Source organism: Myxococcus sp. MxC21-1 (assembly GCF_032612255.1).
GTDB classification, from domain to species: domain Bacteria; phylum Myxococcota; class Myxococcia; order Myxococcales; family Myxococcaceae; genus Myxococcus; species Myxococcus virescens.
In genome coordinates, this window is record NZ_CP123278.1 from 6,051,870 (window position 1) to 6,069,408 (window position 17,539).

Below are 17,539 nucleotides of genomic sequence, written 5' to 3' on the forward strand. Positions count from 1 at the left end.
CGTCACACGCGCTCTTCCTAGGCTTGGATGCCGGTGCCCACCGCGATGGCGAGCAGCCCCAGCACGCCCGCGGCCATCACCATGTAGCGCCACTCACCCCGCAGGCCCAGCAGCGTGCCCGCCACCGCGAGCCGCGCCACGGGCGTCACCAACAGCAGTGACGCGGCGCCCTTTCGCAATAAGTCGATGGCGACGTGCACGCGCTCGGATTGGGGCATGGCCTCCAGCCCCAGCGACAGGACGAACATTCCGCCGCTGACCACCGCGCCGGCGCGCAGCACCCGTGCGATCCACCGGTCGCCCACCACCGCACGCTCACGGTGATGATGCCGCACCTGCCCCGCCGCCCCCGCGTCCGGTTGCGCCATGGGCGCCCCGTCCATGGGGGCGTCAGCGACGCGGCCCCTCCCGTGACTGCCACGTTGCGCGCGACGGCGGGATGCTCCGCTGTCACCGCCGACACGGAAGCACATGCCGCGCGTGCCTCCTCGGGTTCACTCACTTCAGGATGCTCGGCCACAATCCCTCCCCTCCCTTCCACAGCATCTGTCCCGCGACCACCAGCAACACCACCGCGAACAAACGCTTGAGCACCGCCGTGGGCACCCTCGGCATCAGCCGACTGCCCACATATGCGCCTCCCAGGACACCCACCACCAACGGTGACACCAGCGCCAGTTTCAGATGGCCCCTCAACGCGTACGCGGCAACGCTCGCGGCGCCCGTGACGCCAATCATCAGGTTGCTCGTCGCGCTGGCCACCTTGAACGGCACGTGCATGCCGTACGCCATCAGCGGCACCTTGAGCGGTCCTCCGCCCACCCCCAACAGCGAGGACAGGCCACCGGCCACGAAGGAGCCGGAGATGCCCAGCGGGTAGTTGGCGGGCGCGTAGTCGTCCATCGCGGCGGGCTCCTGGCGCGGCGAACGCAGCAGCAACATCTGCAGCGCCACGTAGAGCGTGAAGAGCCCGAACACCACCGCCACCATCGCCGGCGCCACCATGGCGGCCACCATGCCGCCAGCGATGGCGCCCAGCACCGTCGCCAGTTCCAGCGACAGCCCCAGGCGGATGTCACTCAGGTGTTTGTGCACATAGCCCGCGGCGGCGGAGCACGAGCTGGCCACCACGCACATGAGGCTCGCGGGGATGGCTTGCTCCAAGGGAATGTCGAACCCCAGCACCAGCGCGGGCACCAGGACGATTCCGCCTCCGATGCCGAGCATCGCACCCAAGGTACCCGCGAGTGCGCCCACCGCGATGAGGAGTAGGACCGTCATTCCTCTTCGAGGATAGGAGCGGCATCGCGCTTCGGACAGCGCCATTCCCCGAGGGAAACCGGGCTCGCCAGGACGCCTGCTCTGCGGGTGTCACGCCGCCCGTGCGCCCAGCGTCCCTTCGGGGAAGGCCTCCAGGAAGCGGGCTCGCGTACGGGGCGTGAAGGTGCCCCTCGCCATGTAGCCGTGCAACCGACGCAGGACGCCACGCGCCGTCTCCAGCGTGCCTTCCACCTCCGCGGCGAAGTCGAACGTGTCGTTGCGGTACAGCTCCTGGAACGACAGCCGCGCATAGGCCGGCAACGCGCGCGCCCGGCCCATGGGACTTGAAAGGAAGAGGCCGGAGACGTACAGGCCGCGCACCCAGCCATCGACCTCCGACTTGCTGGGCGCCTGGCCCACACGCTCCTGGGAGGACAAACGGACCAGCTCGTAGAGGCCGCCGCCAATGCCCCGCCAGGGGAAGCCCAGGCTCTTCACCACCTGACACTTCTCCCGCACCCGCGGCGTGCCGAGCAGCTCCATGCCGTGCAGCTCGCGCAAATAGAAGAGCGTCTGCGCCCATTCGATGTCGCGGTGCGCCTCCAGGGCACGCTCACCGCGGCGGCGGTGTCGCACCACCAACCTGTCCACCACCGGATACAGACGGCGGTCCAGGCACAGGTGCGTGAAGTAACCCGCGAGCACCGCGAGGCCGGGCTCGGTGCCCACCAACGCGCCGGAGGCCACCAATTCCGCCATCTTCAGCCCGAAGCCCACCGGGGCGCGCTCGTGGTACAGCCGCGCGAAGTGCGGCAGCTCCCGTTCGGGCAGGAAGGCGGCGAGCCCGCCCCGGATGCCTTCGCACAACGGGAGGTCTGGCAGCGCCGCGCCGAAGCGCGCATACGGCAGGTCCTCCGACAGCGCACGCACCCAATCCGCCGGCAGCTCGCCCGGGTTGGCGGCCATCCGTTCAATGGCGGTCAGATGCATCAGCAGCGTGGGCATTCCCCACACTGCTACCCAGTGCAACGAAGCAATGCAATGCTCGAATGAAATCCAACGCTTTGCGTGTAACAGGGCGGGCGTTACAGTCCGCGCCCTTTCCACCAGCCCAAGCCTTTTCACTGTTCAGGAGTTCCACGGCCCATGAACTTCAGCTTCGTCTCCGGCGATGCCACACGGACGAGCGGCGACCTGCTCGTCATTCCCCTCTTCGAGGGCGAGCTGGGAGACAGTGCCCCGTCCTCCCTCTCCTCGGCGGACGGCGCCCTGGAAGGACGCCTGCGCGGCGCCGCCACCCAGGAGGGCTTCAAGGGACGCGCGGACCAGAGCCTGGTGATGCACACCCTGGGGCGCACCGCACCCGAGCGCGTGCTGCTGCTGGGCCTGGGAAACCGCGCCCGCTTCCACCCGGAAGTGCTGCGGCTGGCCGCCGGCCGCGCCGCGAAGACGGCGCAGCGGCTCAAGGTCACCTCGGTGGCGTTCGCCCTGCCGGCCACCGAGTCCGCGCAGGACGCGGTGCGCGCCGTGGTGGAAGGCGTGGCGCTGGGCGTCTACCGCTTCGACAAGTACAAGTCCTCCGCGCGCGAGGAGAAGAAGGGCGCCGCGAAGCTGGGCAAGGTGTTCCTGGTGCTCCCCGAGGGCACGGAGCGCACGCGCGAGCTCGATGACGCGCTGACGCTGGCGCAGCGCGTCGCGGAGGCGACCAACTGGGCCCGTGACCTCGTCAACGAGCCGCCCAACGCGGTGACGCCCACGGTGCTGGCCGAGGCCGCGCGTCAGGCCGCGAAGGAAGGCGGGCTGAAGGCCACCATCGGCGGCCGCCGCGACATCGAGAAGCTCGACATGGGCATGTTCCTCGGCGTCACCGCGGGGAGCACCGAGGAGCCTCGCCTCATCCACCTGGCGTACACGCCCAAGAACGCGCGCGACGCCAAGCAGCCGCCGCTGGCGCTGGTGGGCAAGGCCGTCACCTTCGACTCGGGCGGCCTGTCGCTCAAGCCGACGGACGGCATGGTGGACATGAAGACGGACATGGCGGGCTCGGCCGCGGTGCTGGGCGCCATGAAGGTCATCGCCGCGCTCAAGCCGCCCTTCCCCGTGCACGCCTTCATCGGCGCGTGCGAGAACATGCCGGCCGGCAACGCCTACAAGCCGGGTGACATCCTCACCTCGCGCCTGGGCAAGACGGTGGAGATCACCAACACGGACGCGGAAGGCCGCCTGGTGCTGGGCGACATCCTGACGTGGGCCACCGAGCACAAGCCGGCCGCCATCATCGACCTGGCCACGCTCACGGGCGCCTGCGTCGTCGCGCTGGGCAACTACATCGTCGGCGCCTTCGGCGACCACGAGGAGACGGTGACGCAGGTGCTCCAGGCCGCGCGCACCGCGGGCGAGGAGATGTGGCGCATGCCCATCAGCGACATGCAGAAGGACGCCCTGCGCTCCGAGGTCGCCGACATGAAGAACTCCGGCGAGCGCTGGGGTGGCTCCATCAACGCCGCCATCTTCCTCCGCGAGTTCGTGGGCGAGACGCCGTGGGTGCACCTGGACATCGCGGGTCCGGCGAGCAGCCCCAAGGAGCGTGGCTACCTGAGCAAGGGCGGCACCGGCGTGGGCGTGCGCACCCTGGTGGAGTACGTCCGCCTGCGCGCGCAGACGCAGGACACCGCGCCCATTGAAGCGGCGCCCGAGCCCAAGGCCGGCAAGGCCAAACCGGCCCGGAAGCGCGCGAAGTAGCGCGGCCTTCCAGACAGAGGGCGTCCCGGATGAAGGGGCGCCCTCAGCGCTGGGGAACCTTCCACGCCGTCGCCGGCCCCGCGAGCGGGCGGACGCCCTGGATGAGCGCATCCACGCTCTGGGGCACGTCCGCCGCGGCCTGCGCCGGCCAGGTGGCCAGCATCATCAACACGCGCCCGGGGATGCCTTCACGCACGGCCACCTTGCCGTGCACGCCATCCCCCACCTGGAAATCGAAGCCCACCGCGGTGTCCGACAGCGGAATGGGCGCCGGGTCCGTGGTGGTGAAGCCCGGGTGCTGGCGGAGCCCTTCGGTGAGCCGCTCCGCGAACTGCGTGGGAGAGGCCACCGCGGGCGCCACCTGCAACACCACCTGCGCTCCGGAGACGTTGTGGCGGAGGATGACGGGAATGGCGAGCCCCTCCGGCGTGCGCTCATTCGTCTCGTCCAGCTGCCAGTCCGCCGTGGGCCGGATGATTTCGAAGCCCAGGTCCTCGTCCACGTAGCGGCGCGTCGTCGAGCGACTGTCCTCGCTCGCGGCCTCCGCTGATGGGGCAGGCCCGGAGCCGCCGGTCCCCCCGTGCTTCATCGCCTGGCGAGCGCCACCGCAGGCCGTCGTCAGCGCCAGGAGTCCCCACACCCACTTCCGCATCGCGACCATGCCCGCTCCCCGCCCCGAACGCCGTGACGGCGAACGTGGGCACGGGCGAACCCCTAGGCCAGTCCTCCTTGGAGGGTGCGGTAGGTGTTGGACAGCCGCTCCGCCACGTCCGCGGGCAGGACGTTACGAGCTGAAAACAACGCATAGGACACGAAGGCGTCCAGGGCCTCCAACGTGAGGGCCCGGCCCACCGCCTCGCCTCCCGTGGAGAGGTTGGCCCTGAGCCGCGCCACGTCCACGCGCCCGTCCGCCGCCAGTGTCACCCCGGCGTACGCGTCCTCAAGGCCCTGCGGCGGCGCGTCGAGGAAGCCGCGCAGCAGGTCCGTGTCCTTTCCGGCCTCGCGCAGGGACCGGTGCACCAGGGACAACAGCAGGTTGTAGCGCTCCTCCGCGGACAACAGCTCCCAGGCCATGCCCTCCACAGCGGGCGCCTGTACTGGAGGCGGCGCCGCGGGGTGGACGGCCACGTTGCCGCCGCGCACTGCTTCCTCAAGCCACGTGTAGAAGGCGTGCGGGCCGCCTTCATAGGACGCGCGCAGGCTGGCCAGCGGCAGCCCGTCCGCCAGCCGGGCGAACAACCGCGACTCACCGGGCAGCGGTCCTTCGGGCCCCAGCGTGACGCGCGTGTCGTCCGGGAAGCGCCGACGCAGGCGCGACACCAGCTCCGCCCGTTTGATGCCGGTGAGGACCAGGTCCCGCGTGCGCTCAGGCAGCTTCACCACGTCCGCCATCGGCGCGGGGCCTTCGACGAAGACGAAGCTGCCGTCCTCCAGTTCGAAGAGGCTGAGCACCACCTCACGCACCACGTACGTCATGGCGCTGTACAGGTTGGCTTCGGAGACGAGCCCTTCCGACGTGAGCACCTGGCCGATGCGGCGCGACGGCGTCACACGCGACAGGGCCTGCGTCAGCTGCGCCTGCGTCAGCAAGCCCAGGCGGAGCAGCGCCGCGCCCAGCCGCTCCCAGCGCTCGGTGGAGGTGGCGAACACCACCTGTCCGTCCCGGAAGGACACCGTGCGGCGCCCCGTGGCGTGCTGCACCGCCAGCAGGCCGCTGCGGATGCCGGACAGGACGTGGGCGAAGACTTCCTCCACCGACAGGGTGCGCAGGCTGCCGGCGAGGAAGCCAGCGAAGCCGGGCGGCTCCTGGAGGAGGACCATCCCCTCCGGCCCATGGAACCAGGCCTGGAGGGGACGGGAGGGGGACAACCCCTGGGCGAGCGGTCGCTCCAAGTCGAGCGATGCCGCATCACCCGCGAGGCGGGGCGTGGCTTTGGGTCGTGTCGCCACTGCCCACCTCTCCGACTGCCGGGAACTACTTCTTCGGCGCGTTCAGCTCCGCGTCGATGATGCTCTTGAACTCTTCGAAGGGCTGCGCGCCGGACAGCAGGATGCCGTTGATGAAGAAGGCCGGGGTGCCAGACACGCCCGCCTGCTTGCCCTCGGCCAGGTCCTTCTGAACGATGGCGCCCTTCTCACCCGAGTCCAGGCAGGCGTTGAACTTCGCCGTGTCCAGCTTCAGGTCGGCGGCGTGCTTCTTCAGCGCGTCCACGCCCAGCGCCTGCTGGTTGGCGAAGAGCAGGTCGTGCATCTCCCAGAACTTGCCCTGGTCGCCCGCGCACAGCGCGGCCTCGGAGGCCTTCGGCGCCTCCTTGTGGAAGTCGAGCGGGAAGTGGCGGAACACGATGCGGACCTTGTCGCCGTACTCCTGCTGCACCTGCGCCAGCGCCGGGTTGGCGCGGCTGCAGAACGGGCACTGGAAGTCGCTGAACTCGACGATGGTGACGGGCGCGCCCTCAGGACCACCCTTGGCGGCGCCCGTGGCTGCCACCTGCTTGCGGACAACCGGGGGACGCGGCGGCTCCGGCAGCGTCAGCTTGACATTGGCGGACTTGCGCAGCTCCTCGAAGAGGGCCTGCGCGCGCTCCTGCTTCGGCTGCTGCGTCAGGAACTCCACGATCTGCGGCTTCATCTGCTCGTAGGTGGAACCCTCCGGCAGCTGGCCAGCGGCACCGTCGTAGACTTCCTTGATGCGCTCCTCGGTGGGCGCGGGGACCTTGTCGTCGATCTCCGCCTTCAGGTACTCCTCTTGGGAGAGGCCGCGCTTCTTGGCCTCTGCATCCACGAGCTTCTCCGTCACCATGCCGTCCAGGCCACGCTTCAGGAGCTGCGACTTCTGCTTCTCCAGGTTGGCCAGCGGCTCCTGGAGGCGCTCGCTGAGCTCCTTGTAGGTGATCTTCTGCCCGTCGCCGAACGTCGCGACGACAGTGTCGGGCGCGGGCTCACCCGCAGCCTGCTGCGCCGCGGGAGCGGTGGCCGGCGCCTTCTCCTTGTTACAGCCGGCGGTGAAGGAGGCCGCCAGGAGCGCGGCGAGGATGACGCGGGTGGGACGGTTGAGCATATCCCGCCCACTTAGCCGAGCCTTACCGGACCTGCAAGTTAATGACGTCAGGCGACAAGCGGCTCGAAGTCCAGCGCGCCGGCCAGTCCAGAGAAGCCCAATCCCATGCCCTCCAGCTCGCGGCGGCGGGCGGGAACGATTTCGTAGCAGCTCGGGTCGGACATCACCTTGCGCACCAGCTTGTGGTTGAGCGCGTGGCCCGTCTTGTACGCCGTCATGTGGCCGATGACGGGCCGGCCGAACAGCGACACGTCGCCGATGGCGTCCAGGATCTTGTGGCGAACGAACTCGTCCGGGAAGCGCAGCCCGTCCGGGTTGAGGATGGAGACCTCGTCCACGACGATGGCGTTCTCCAGCGAACCGCCCCGGGCCAGGCCCATCTGCTTCAGCTTCTCCACGTCCCGCAGGAAGCCGAAGGTGCGCGCGCGGGAAATCTCACGCGCGAAGTCCCGGTCACCGAAGTCCAGGTCGAAGGACTGGCCCTGGATGACGGGGTGCTCGAAGTCGATGGTGCAGCTAATGCGGAAGTGCCGGGCCGGCGTGAGCGAGGCCTGCTTGTCGCCGTCCACCACCGACACCGCCTTGCGGATGACCAGCAGCTCCTTGGGCGCCTCCTGCTCCCGCACGCCCGCGCTCTGGATGAGCGCCGCGAAGGGCGCCGCGCTGCCGTCCATGATGGGGACTTCCGGACCGTCCAGCTCCACCCGGAGGTTGTCGATGCCCATGCCGGCCAGCGCCGCCATCAGGTGCTCCACCGTGCCCACGCGGACACCGTCACGCCCCAGCGTCGTGGCCAGCGACGTGTCCACCACGTACTCCGCCAGCGCGGGGATGCTCACCGGGCGGGCGAGGTCCGTGCGCACGAAGACGATGCCATGCCCCGGGGGCGCCGGGCGCAGGGTGAGCGTCACCCGGGCACCCGAGTGGAGTCCCACGCCCTGCAGGGAGGCGATCTTCGAGAGAGTGCGCTGGTTGTAGGAGGACGGTCGCATTGTGGGTGTCGCCTCGTGGCTTCTCGGTGCTGCGGAGCTTCCGCTCCAGACCCGCCGGAGGGCTGGAAACGTTCATCAGTGGTCTGATGTGACGCGCGAGTCCAGCAATCAGCATGCCACTTCCCTGTGACATGCCTGGCAGCGCCGCGGGCTTGAAATTCAGCTCCAACCCCTTGGAGTTGCTCGGCTTTTTCGTGCGTCTTCAGGGGCACCGGTTCCGGCCTGGCGCCCCTCCCCCCGTGGCGGATTGCTGATTCCCTCCTGAACCGCGACACCGATGTCGGGGATTTGTCATCCCCGTCCTTGGCATCCCCGCGCCCTCCCCCTCCTCACCAACCCCTGTCTTCCATGCAACACGGGCGCGTCCATAGCGCAAGGAACTCAACGACGCAAACACCCGCCGTGACAACACCTCCCACACAGGGGCTGTCATGCGGGGTGGCCAGTAGCACCACGACGGGGCTGTATCAGCGTGCGGGGGTGGTGAGGAACCTGTCCCGCAGGGCTTCTGCGTCCTGGCGATCAAAGCCACGGCCCTGGAGGTGCGTGCGGCGGCTGACGGAGTGGAAGGTGGACTCCAGCGTCTGGATGAAGCGCCGCAGGTCCTCGCCGAGCCGGGCGCGGATGCCAGGCCCTTCTGGAGGCCAGGGCAGCTCCACCAGCAGCGAGGTGAAGCGGTCGAAGGCGTCGTAGTCGCCGTAGCGCAGCAGCTGGTAGCTGCCGTCGTGGAAGTAGCCCAGGAAGCCCTTGAGGGCGTCCAGCGCGCGCTCGGCGGCGGGGACGTCCTCGGCGCGCAAGTGGGACTCCGCGGCGCGGCACAGCTGGGCGTAGACCCACAGGTCCTTGCGCAGGCGCAGCGCCGCCTCCTGCGGGCTCATCAGTTCGTCGAAGACGCCGTCGGCCAGCCCCCGTTGGGCGCCAGCGCCTCCACCAACGCCACCACCTGCGTGCGCAGCACCGCCGTGAAGGCGGACGCGGCGCGCAGGGGGCTTCCGCGTCGCGGTCCAGGTTGACCAGCACCTCGCGGGCCACGCGCTCCGTCTCCCGGGCGATGTCGCGCGCGGCGCGCAGCGTGGCGGCCTGCAGGGACTTGGAGCCGGCCTTCGGAGACAGCTCCGAGTGCATCCACGACGCCAGCGCGGTGGCCTCGCTGCGCACCAGCGCCAGCAGCACGCGCACGCGGCGGGAGAAGGGCGGCTGCTCCTCCGCGTCGACGTAGGCCAGGTAATGCAGCAGCCGGAAGAGGCCCAGGAAGGCGGTGGTGAAGGCGGTGCGCTGCTCCTCCTGGAGGGTGACCAGTGTGTCCAGCAGCCGCACCGAACGGAGCCGGTCGTATTCGACGCGGAACTCCAACGGGCGGAAGGGACGGAAGTAGCGGTTGAGGACGATTTCCCGCAGGGACAGCTTGCCCACGTCCTGGAACAGGCCGAGGTTCGCCGCCGGCAGCTTGAGCAGGTGGTCCAGCAGGTTCTTCAGCGCGTCGAAGGCCTCGCGCAGCACGAAGAGGCTTTCGGGCGGCGTCTCCTGGTCCAGTTGCTCCTCGATGAGCGCGCGCCGGACGCGGTCGTCCGCGAGCTGGGTCTCCACATACTTGCGGAAGACCATCTTCTGGTCGCTGTCCGGGTCCTGCAGGTGGCGCGCGACGCGGATGGCGCGGTCCATGGCGTCGCGCACGTCCGCCAGCTCCTCGCGGAAGTCACGCGTGACGAGCGGCCTGTCGCGCGCGTCCACCACCGTGTTGAGGTTGAGGTAGCGCTCCACCGCGCGCAGCAGCATCTCGAACTCGAACAGCAGCTCCTCCCGCCCCTCCACGGGTACGCCGCGCAGCCAGCGCTCGCGCTCGGCGAGGAAGCCGGCGCGCGACGTCTGGGAAGCGCGCATCAGGTCGGCGTAGAAGTCGCGGGGGACGCGGGGCGGTGAGGAAGACGTGTCCTGGCTCATGGCATCTCAGAAGAGGCTGCCCTGGGGCGTGGGCGGTGGTTGCTTCTTGAAATATTGGTACGTGCGGTGCGTGGCCATCCGGCCCCGCGGCGTACGCTGGAGGAAGCCTTCCTGCATCAGGAAGGGCTCGTACACGTCCTCGATGGTATCGCGCTGCTCGCCCACGCTGGCGGCGATGGTCTCCACGCCCACCGGGCCGCCGCCGAACTTGTCGAGGATGGTCAGCAGAATCTTGCGGTCCATGGAGTCCAGGCCGCTGGCGTCCACCCCGAGTCTGTCCAGCGACTTCTGCGCCAGCTCCAGGGTGATTCTGCCATTGCCTTCCACCTCCGCGAAATCACGCAGCCGGCGCAGCAGCCGGTTGGTGATGCGCGGCGTGCCTCGCGAGCGGCTGGCCACCTCGCGCGCGGCGTCCTTGTCCAGGGGAATGCCCAGGATGCGCGCGGAGCGGTGGAGGATGCTCTCCAGGGCCTTGGCGTCGTAGTACTCCAGCCGTTCCTGAATCTGGAACCGGTCGCGCAGCGGCGAGGTGAGCAGGCCGGTGCGCGTGGTGGCGCCAATCAACGTGAAGGGCGGCAAATCAATCTTCATCGCCCGGGCGGCGGGCCCGGTGTCGATGGTGATGTCCAGCCGGAAGTCCTCCATGGCCGGGTAGAGGTATTCCTCCACGGCGGCGTTGAGGCGGTGGATTTCATCGATGAAGAGCACGTCGCGCGCGTCGAGGTTGGTGAGCAGGCCCGCGAGGTCCCCCTTGCGCTCCAGGGCGGGGCCACTCGTGACGTGGATGCCCACGCCCAGCTCGTTCGCGATGATGTGCGCCAGCGACGTCTTGCCCAGGCCCGGCGGGCCGGAGAACAGGCAGTGGTCCAGGGCTTCGCCCCGGCTGCGTGCGGCCTGCACGTAGACCTTGAGCTTTTCGACGACGGGCCCCTGCCCCACGTACTCGTCGAACGAGCGCGGACGCAGGGAAGCCTCGAGCCGGACGTCCTCGGGCAGGACGTCTTCCGAGAGTGTGTCGGACTTCCTCGCCATGACCATCCGGACCCTATACAGGAAGGCCGCGCGTGTCGCCGCACATCTGGCGGCGATACATCCAGACGCCCGCCGGGCCCGCCGGCCGGCGGGCGCGGGCAGGGAAGGTGGGGCCCTCCCCCAGCGTTCCAGGCTCAGCCCCCGCCGATACTCCGAGGCGATTGAAGTGCGCCTGCCGTGTGCGAGAGTCGAGCCTGGAGACCGCATGAACACGAGCCCTGCGTTTCGTCCCCTCCCCTCCCTGGCCGGTGCGCGCGCCGAACCCGTGCCCGGGCTCCGGCTCCAGAAGCTCCGCCGGGCCGCGTTGGATGCGAGGGAGGCCTTTGTGAGGGAAGGCCCGGTGGCCGCGGTGGCCACCTGCGACCTCGTCACCTTCCCCTACCCCGCCCAGTTCGCCTTCAGCGGCGCGGCGTCGTCTCCGGCGCCCTACGTCATGCTGACGAACCGGATGCAGGTGGTGCAGTTCGTGGACCGGGAGGGCGCGCGGCGCACGCTGCTGTTCAACCCCTCCGACTACGAGCGCGGCGTCTCCGCCCCCTTCTACCGCGCGTTGCGCGAGCGCTACGGCGCCTTCGTCTCAGACAAGGTGATGTCCACGCGGCACGGCTCGGTGCAGAGCCACCTGGCCGCACTGGGCCTCATCCCGGCGGATGTGGACTACCGGCCTTCGACCACCTCCACATCCAGGACCTGCGCGGCTGGCTGGGCGGTGACGGCATGCCCGCGTACTTCCCCGGGCCCGGCTGCTGGTGCAGCGCGCCGAATGGGAGGTGGCCCTGGAGCCGCACCCCATGCAGGCGGTGTGGCTCGTCCCCGGCGGCGCCGACATCCCCCGCGAGCGCGTGGTGCTGCTGGACGGTGACGTGTGGCTGGGCCAGGGCGCGGCGCTGCTGAGCACGCCCGGCCACACGCGCGGCAACATGTCGCTGGCGGTGGCCACCTCGCGCGAGGTGTTCGTCACCAGCGAGAATGGCGTGGCCACGGAGAGCTACACGCCGCTCCAGTCCGCCATCCCCGGCGTGCGCCGCTTCGCCGAGCACATGGGCTGGGAGGTCGTCCTCAACGGCAACACGCGCGAGGACTCCCTGGACCAGTACTCCTCCATGGTGGTGGAGAAGCTGTTCGCGGGCACGTCCTCCGTGGAGGGCGCGTTCATCAACTTCCACCCGTCCTCGCAGCTCACCGCGCACGTCATGGCGCCCGGGTTGTCGCCCACCATCGTCCTGCCCGCGCCCAACTTCGGCGACGTGCGGCCCACCCCCGCGTCACGGCGGGCCGCCTAGCGCTCAGCAGTCCCGGCTGAAGCAGAGCCACCAGGGGCGGAAGGGCACCGCGTACAGCTCCTGGTCCCTGTCTCCGTCCGACGCGGCGAAGAAGAGGTTGAAGCCGGCGCGCACGAAGTCGAACGGGTTCGACGACGCGGCCCCCGGCGCGATGTCCAGCAGCCGGCTCGTCACCCAGGGGCGGCCGGCGCTGTACCAGACCTCGCGCCCGTGCCCCGCCGTCTCCGCCGAGAAGAACAACCAGCCAGACTCGGCCTTGAGCCCCGTGGGCACGCTGCCCACCGGCCCCGGCGCGATGTCGCGCACCATCATCGTGCCCTGCGCCGTGCCGTCGGTCCGCCACAGCTCGCGGCCATGCACGCCGTCGTCCGCGGTGAAGTACAGCTCGCCGCCCAGCGCGACCAGCTCCTTGGGCATCGAACCCTGGGGGCCGGCCAGAGGTCCCCGACGAGCCCCGTGCCCTCCGCCGAGCCATCACTGCGCCACAGCTCGCCGCCGTGCACCGCGTCGCCTGGGTTGCCGTACCAGTCGCTCGCCCCCGCCAGGAAGTACAGCGTGTCATCCAGCGCGGCGAGGTATGCCGGGTAGTCACCTGGAAAGGTCCGCACCCGCTCGGCGGACGGCGGCGCCGTGCGCGCCACCCACAGTTCGCCCTGCTCCGTGCCCGGGTCCAACAGGAAGAACAGGTGCCGGCCCGCCGGCGTCAGCCCGAAAATCACCCCGGCGCCCTGCTGGGAGAACAGCCGCGTCGGCCGGCCCTGGCGGTCCACCCACCAGAGCACCGTCTCCGCGGCGTTGGCGGACACCAGCGCCAGTCCCTTGCCCCACGCCGTCAACTGGCTCAGGGCGAGCGAACCCGCGCCAGGCAGGAAATCGTGCACCCGCTCCGTGCCCTTCTCCGTGCCGTCGGTGCGCCACAGCTCGCGGCCGGACAACCCGTCATCCGCCGTGAAGTAGAGGGCGCCGTCCACCTCGGTGAGGAACTCCGGCGCCGCGCCCACCGTCCCACGCCGCACGTCCCGCACCAGCACCGTGCCGTCCGCCGTGCCGTCCGTGCGCCACAGCTCCGCGCCATGCACGCCGTCGTCCGCGACGAAGAAGACCCAGGGCCCCACCCGCGTCAGGTTCCGAGGCTGCGAACCCGCCGGCCCCGGCCGCAGGTCCTTCAGCCGGAGCGTCTGCCGCGCCCCGTCGATGCTGGCCCACAGCTCGCGGCCACTCACGCCGTCATCCGCGCTGAAGACGAGCACCTCGCCCGCCCGCGCCAGCTCCTGCGGCTGCGAACCTGTCAGTCCCGGTCGGATGTCACGCAGCCGCTGGGCCGTGTCGCTGCACACCGCCCAAGGCTGCGGAAACAGGACGGGCGCATTGCGCCCCGACGACTCCGTCGACATGTCGACAGGTGCCTGCGACCCAGGAACGGCCCGCGCCCATTCCTCCCCCGCATCACCTTCCACCAGCGGCTCACACCCTGCAGCTCCCCCGCAAAGCAGCAACAGCCCCACAGGAATGGCACGCCATGACGTCATGTATGCAACCCTCATCCTCGGCGCCGTGCCGGCCCTCGCCGCTGGAACTGGAAAGTGTCACCCATGCCGGATGCTCCTACTCGGACTCGGGTAGGAAATCGCGTCTGCTGTCCGTCATCACGCGACGCCTGACGACTTCTGAAGACAGGGCAACACTGGGGCGTTCTGGCCCCAGCATCTTTCAAGCTCTCAACGGGAGAGAGGACCGTACGGCCCAGCCGTTCTCCCGGATTTTGCCGTCACAGCGCCGTCACACCCGGTGTGTCGTAGCGATCAGCCGCCGGAGCGGAGCGCCTTGAGGGCCTCGCGGAACAGTACCTGGAAGGTGGCCTCTGCCCCCAGCCGTTCGCTGGCCAGGTCCGCGGCCTTCTCCGCCTGGGGCTGCTTGTAGCCAAGGTTGAGCAGCGCGGAGACCAGGTCCGCATGGGCTCCGCTGACGGCGGCCGGCGCAGTCCCTCGCGACACCGCTTCCAGGTGAATCGTCTTCACCTTGTCCTTGAGCTCCAGCACCAGCCGCTCGGCGGTCTTCTTGCCCACGCCGTGAATCTTCGCCAGCCGCGCCACCTCGCCCCGCGACAGCGCCGCCACCAGCTCCGGCACTTCCATGCCGGACAGCACCATCAACGACAGCCGGGGTCCCACCCGCGACACGCTGTTGAGCAGCAGGAACACCTCTTCTTCGCTCTTCGTCAGGAAGCCGAAGAGGTCGAAGGCGTCCTCGCGCACCACGGTGCGCACGCGCACGTCCACCGGCTGTCCCTCCGCCGGCAGCTTCCCCAGCGCCAGTGAGGAGAAGTTCACCCGGTAGCCCACGCCGCCCACGTCGATGGTGGCGTCCTCCAGGTCCTTCTCCAACACCGTCCCACGCAACCGCGAAATCATCTCGCCTCCGGACGCCGGTACGCGGGCGCCAGCCGGTCCGCCAGCAGCGCCGCCGCACCCTTGCGCTTCTTGCCCGACGCGGACGCCGCCGGTACCGCGGCCCGCCCATGGTTGAGGTGGCACAGCGCCACCGCCAGCGCATCACTCGCGTCCGCGCGCTCCAGCACCGACGCATCCAGTTCCAGGAAGGTCCGCACCATCCGCGCCACCGCGTCCTTCCCGTCCGCGCCGCCCGCCCCCACCGCCTTCTTCACCTTCGCCGGCGCGTATTCGAAAACGGGCAGCCCCGCCTGCGCCGCCGCCAGCAGCGCGACACCGCGCGCATGCCCCAGCACCAGCGCGCTGCGAGCGTTGCGGAAGGTGAACACGCCTTCCACCGCCACCGCGGCCGGGCGGTATTTCACCAGGGCCGCCGTCAGCGCGCCGTGCAAGTCCCGCAGGCGGTCCGACAGCGGCAGCGCCGGATCGCCCTTGATGACGCCGTGGCCCACGTGCACCAGCCGGCCCCGCTTCTCCTCCACCACCCCGAAGCCCATGAACCGGCTTCCCGGGTCAACGCCAAGCACGCGCACGTTCCACTCCGTTCCAGCACTCCGCTACTGCAACAACGAATCCAGCATCGCGTCTTCGATTTCGTAGTTCCCGTGCACGTTCTGCACGTCGTCGCTCTCCTCGAGCGCATCCAGCAGCTTCAGGAGCTTCTTCGCCGTGTCCACGTCCAGCGCGACGGTGTTCTGGGGGAGGAACACCCACCGCTGCTGCCCCAGCGGCAGGCCCGACTCCTGGAGCCGTCCCGCCACCGTGTGCAGGTCCGCCGCCGCGGTGCGCACCTCGGCGCCTTCGTCCCCCAGCATGATGACGTCCTCGGCGCCCGCGTCGATGGCCTGCTCCATCAACTGGTCCTCGGAGGGGCCGTACTTCACGCTGATGACGCCCTTCTTCTGGAACATCCAGGCCACCGCGCCCTCGGCGCCCAGGTTGCCCCCATACGCGCTGAAGGTGGAGCGCATGTCGGCCGCGGTCCGGTTGCGGTTGTCGGTGAGGCACTCCACCAGGATGGCGACACCGCCGGGGCCGTAGCCCTCGTACGTCACCTCCTCGTAGTTCTCTCCCTCCAGCTCGCCCGTGCCCTTCTTGACGGCGCGCTCGATGGTGTCCTTCGGGATGTTGGCCTCGCGGGCCGCGGCCAGCGCGACGCGCAGGCGGGCATTGCCGGAGGGCTCACCGCCACCGAGCCGCGCGGCGACGGTGATTTCCTTGATGACCTTGGAGTACAGCTTCCCCTTGGTCGCGCCCATCGCGGCCTTCTGGCGCTTGATCTTCGACCACCGATTGTGACCGGACATGGTGGGTGTGCCTCAGCGGGCGCCCAGCGGATGGAGCACCCCGCGCCGGGCCTTGTCCCCTACCGAGGGCCGCCGAGTCAAACCCTTCAAACGCCCGCGTCGTCGGACCGGACAGCCCCTCCAGGCCCTCCGCGCCACTCGGCGCGCAGGGGACCTGCTTGGGGAAGTCCAGGATGACGGGAGGCTGCGAGCCTCCGACCAGGGTGAAGGGCGCGGAGGCCCCATCCCCACCGGAGGCAGCGGGGGCCGGCTCCCGCGCATCCACCGGCACGGCGTCCACGGAGGGCGCGGGCTCGAAGAAGCCGGGCACCGTGGCGCCACAGCGCGCCCGCTCGCGTTCCTCCAGCAGGCACGCGGGCACCAGGATGCCCAGCGCGAACAGCCGCGTGGACGCCTCGTACGCCACCGCCTCCGGGAACTGGCACTCCAGCAACATGGCGCGCAGCGTGCGGCGCCCGTCGAAGAGGCGCACCACTTCGCCCACGTCCTCCGGCAACGACGCCAGCATCTCCGCCAGCCGGGCGAAGTCCACCGTCAGCCGAGATGCCAGCGGCAGGCCTCGGGCACGCAGCGCGTCGAAGCGCTCCAGGCCCTGCAGCACCGTCTCGCACAGGTACGGGCGGTCCATGGTAAACGAGCCCTTGTGCAGCTCGGGCCCCAGCATCACCGAGTAGTCCCCCGCGCCGAAGCAGAGCATCCGCCGGAAGGCCAGACTGCCGCGCTCGCCATTGAAGACGGCGTCCACCACCAGGCCGTGCCGGAAGGCGAACCACCCCTGGCCCTCCGCCATCACCACGCGGCCAGAGCGGACGCCCGCCAGCAGCGCTCGCGCCACGTCCGTCAGCGGCAGCCGCTGCGTGTCTGACTCGAAGGCCGCGTCACCGCTGCACCGGCCCGCCTTGAGCCGGGCCAGCGCCACCACGTCTCGCGCGTCCACGGGATGGGCCAGATAGTCGTCCGCGCCCACGCCGCCCGCCAGGTCCCGGTGGAACTCCTCTTCACGCCGAGCCAGCAGCAGCACCGGCAGGTGCGCCGTGCGCGCGTCCGCGCGAACCTGGCCACACAGGCTGAAGCCGTCTCCGTCCTGGAGCTCCACCTCGGTGACGACCAACTGCGGCGCTGTGCCGCCTTCCGCCAGCGACGCCAACGCGGCCTGCGCGCCCGCGACCAGCAGGACTTCGAAGCCCGCTTCCGCCAGCGCAGCGGCCAGCACGGCCTGCGCGCCCGGCGCCGAATCCACCAGCAACACCCGGGGCCGGCTTCGTGACGCATGGCGACGCGCCCCCGCCTCGGCCAGGGCTTCCGGTCCGGCATACGTGGAAGGTTGTGGGAGCGCGGTAGCCATGAATTACTAAATCTTCGCGCCAAGCCGGACAAATACGCAAGGTGCCGACAAGCCCCTGGAATCGTTGGGGTTTCCGCCCGCCGCTCTGCGGGGTAGGGTGCATGCATGATGCGTCCTGGCTGCTTC

General features: G+C 70.0%; 15 protein-coding genes and 2 pseudogenes. 2 read left to right on the plus strand and 15 right to left on the minus strand.

Annotation, left to right across the window (positions count from 1 at the left end):
- Positions 1-17: 17 nt before the first annotated feature.
- The 3 genes from QEG98_RS26570 to QEG98_RS26580 all read right to left on the minus strand — a co-directional run bounded on the left by QEG98_RS26570 (position 18) and on the right by QEG98_RS26580 (position 2,265).
- Positions 18-368, minus strand: a complete 351-nt coding sequence (locus tag QEG98_RS26570) for a hypothetical protein (RefSeq protein ID WP_410477844.1) — start codon at positions 366-368, stop codon at positions 18-20.
- Between the two features lie 130 nt (positions 369-498).
- The gene (locus QEG98_RS26575; protein WP_090493209.1) at positions 499-1,281 is read right to left on the minus strand and encodes a sulfite exporter TauE/SafE family protein; all 783 of its coding nucleotides are present in this window, start codon (positions 1,279-1,281) and stop codon (positions 499-501) included.
- 90 nt (positions 1,282-1,371) lie between these two features.
- Entirely contained in the window at positions 1,372-2,265 is an 894-nt protein-coding gene (locus tag QEG98_RS26580) for a hypothetical protein (RefSeq protein WP_090493211.1), read from the minus strand.
- A gap of 141 nt (positions 2,266-2,406) precedes the next feature.
- Between QEG98_RS26580 and QEG98_RS26585 the strand changes: the two genes are divergently transcribed.
- Positions 2,407-4,002: a leucyl aminopeptidase gene (locus QEG98_RS26585; protein ID WP_316563271.1), complete on the plus strand. Its 1,596-nt coding sequence runs from the start codon at positions 2,407-2,409 to the stop codon at positions 4,000-4,002.
- A gap of 43 nt (positions 4,003-4,045) precedes the next feature.
- Here QEG98_RS26585 and QEG98_RS26590 read toward each other — a convergent pair whose 3' ends face one another.
- The 6 genes and pseudogenes from QEG98_RS26590 to ruvB all read right to left on the minus strand — a co-directional run bounded on the left by QEG98_RS26590 (position 4,046) and on the right by ruvB (position 11,034).
- Entirely contained in the window at positions 4,046-4,663 is a 618-nt protein-coding gene (locus tag QEG98_RS26590; protein WP_316563272.1) for a hypothetical protein, read from the minus strand.
- Between the two features lie 53 nt (positions 4,664-4,716).
- Positions 4,717-5,952, minus strand: a complete 1,236-nt coding sequence (locus QEG98_RS26595; protein WP_316563273.1) for a DUF4388 domain-containing protein — start codon at positions 5,950-5,952, stop codon at positions 4,717-4,719.
- 25 nt (positions 5,953-5,977) lie between these two features.
- Positions 5,978-7,063, minus strand: a complete 1,086-nt coding sequence (locus QEG98_RS26600; protein ID WP_316563274.1) for a thioredoxin domain-containing protein — start codon at positions 7,061-7,063, stop codon at positions 5,978-5,980.
- Between the two features lie 47 nt (positions 7,064-7,110).
- Complete coding sequence (gene lpxC / locus QEG98_RS26605) at positions 7,111-8,055, minus strand: UDP-3-O-acyl-N-acetylglucosamine deacetylase (RefSeq protein WP_011554945.1); 945 nt, start codon at positions 8,053-8,055, stop codon at positions 7,111-7,113.
- Positions 8,056-8,522: 467 nt separating this feature from the next.
- Positions 8,523-9,996, minus strand: a pseudogene (locus tag QEG98_RS26610) (hypothetical protein).
- 6 nt (positions 9,997-10,002) lie between these two features.
- Entirely contained in the window at positions 10,003-11,034 is a 1,032-nt protein-coding gene (gene ruvB / locus QEG98_RS26615; RefSeq protein WP_011554947.1) for a Holliday junction branch migration DNA helicase RuvB, read from the minus strand.
- Positions 11,035-11,233: 199 nt separating this feature from the next.
- On the opposite strand from ruvB, the pseudogene QEG98_RS26620 reads away from it, so the two are divergent.
- A pseudogene (locus QEG98_RS26620) lies at positions 11,234-12,311 on the plus strand (hypothetical protein).
- Positions 12,312-12,314: 3 nt separating this feature from the next.
- Here the strand turns inward: QEG98_RS26620 and QEG98_RS26625 are convergent.
- The 6 genes from QEG98_RS26625 to QEG98_RS26650 form a co-directional block, all read right to left on the minus strand.
- Positions 12,315-12,728, minus strand: a complete 414-nt coding sequence (locus QEG98_RS26625) for an ELWxxDGT repeat protein (protein WP_316563275.1) — start codon at positions 12,726-12,728, stop codon at positions 12,315-12,317.
- Positions 12,620-13,705 (minus strand): ELWxxDGT repeat protein, encoded by a 1,086-nt coding sequence (locus tag QEG98_RS26630; protein ID WP_316563276.1) that lies wholly within the window; start codon positions 13,703-13,705, stop codon positions 12,620-12,622. The genes QEG98_RS26625 and QEG98_RS26630 overlap by 109 nt, the downstream gene beginning before the upstream one ends.
- 408 nt (positions 13,706-14,113) lie before the next feature.
- Positions 14,114-14,722, minus strand: coding sequence for a Holliday junction branch migration protein RuvA (ruvA, locus tag QEG98_RS26635; RefSeq protein ID WP_316563277.1), 609 nt, complete (start codon positions 14,720-14,722; stop codon positions 14,114-14,116).
- The gene (gene ruvC / locus QEG98_RS26640; RefSeq protein ID WP_011554951.1) at positions 14,719-15,294 is read right to left on the minus strand and encodes a crossover junction endodeoxyribonuclease RuvC; all 576 of its coding nucleotides are present in this window, start codon (positions 15,292-15,294) and stop codon (positions 14,719-14,721) included. The genes ruvA and ruvC overlap by 4 nt, the downstream gene beginning before the upstream one ends.
- Before the next feature lie 24 nt (positions 15,295-15,318).
- Positions 15,319-16,020, minus strand: coding sequence for a YebC/PmpR family DNA-binding transcriptional regulator (locus QEG98_RS26645; RefSeq protein WP_316563278.1), 702 nt, complete (start codon positions 16,018-16,020; stop codon positions 15,319-15,321).
- Positions 15,944-17,413, minus strand: coding sequence for a PleD family two-component system response regulator (locus QEG98_RS26650; RefSeq protein ID WP_316563279.1), 1,470 nt, complete (start codon positions 17,411-17,413; stop codon positions 15,944-15,946). Before QEG98_RS26650 ends, QEG98_RS26645 begins: the two co-directional genes overlap by 77 nt.
- Positions 17,414-17,539: the final 126 nt, after the last annotated feature.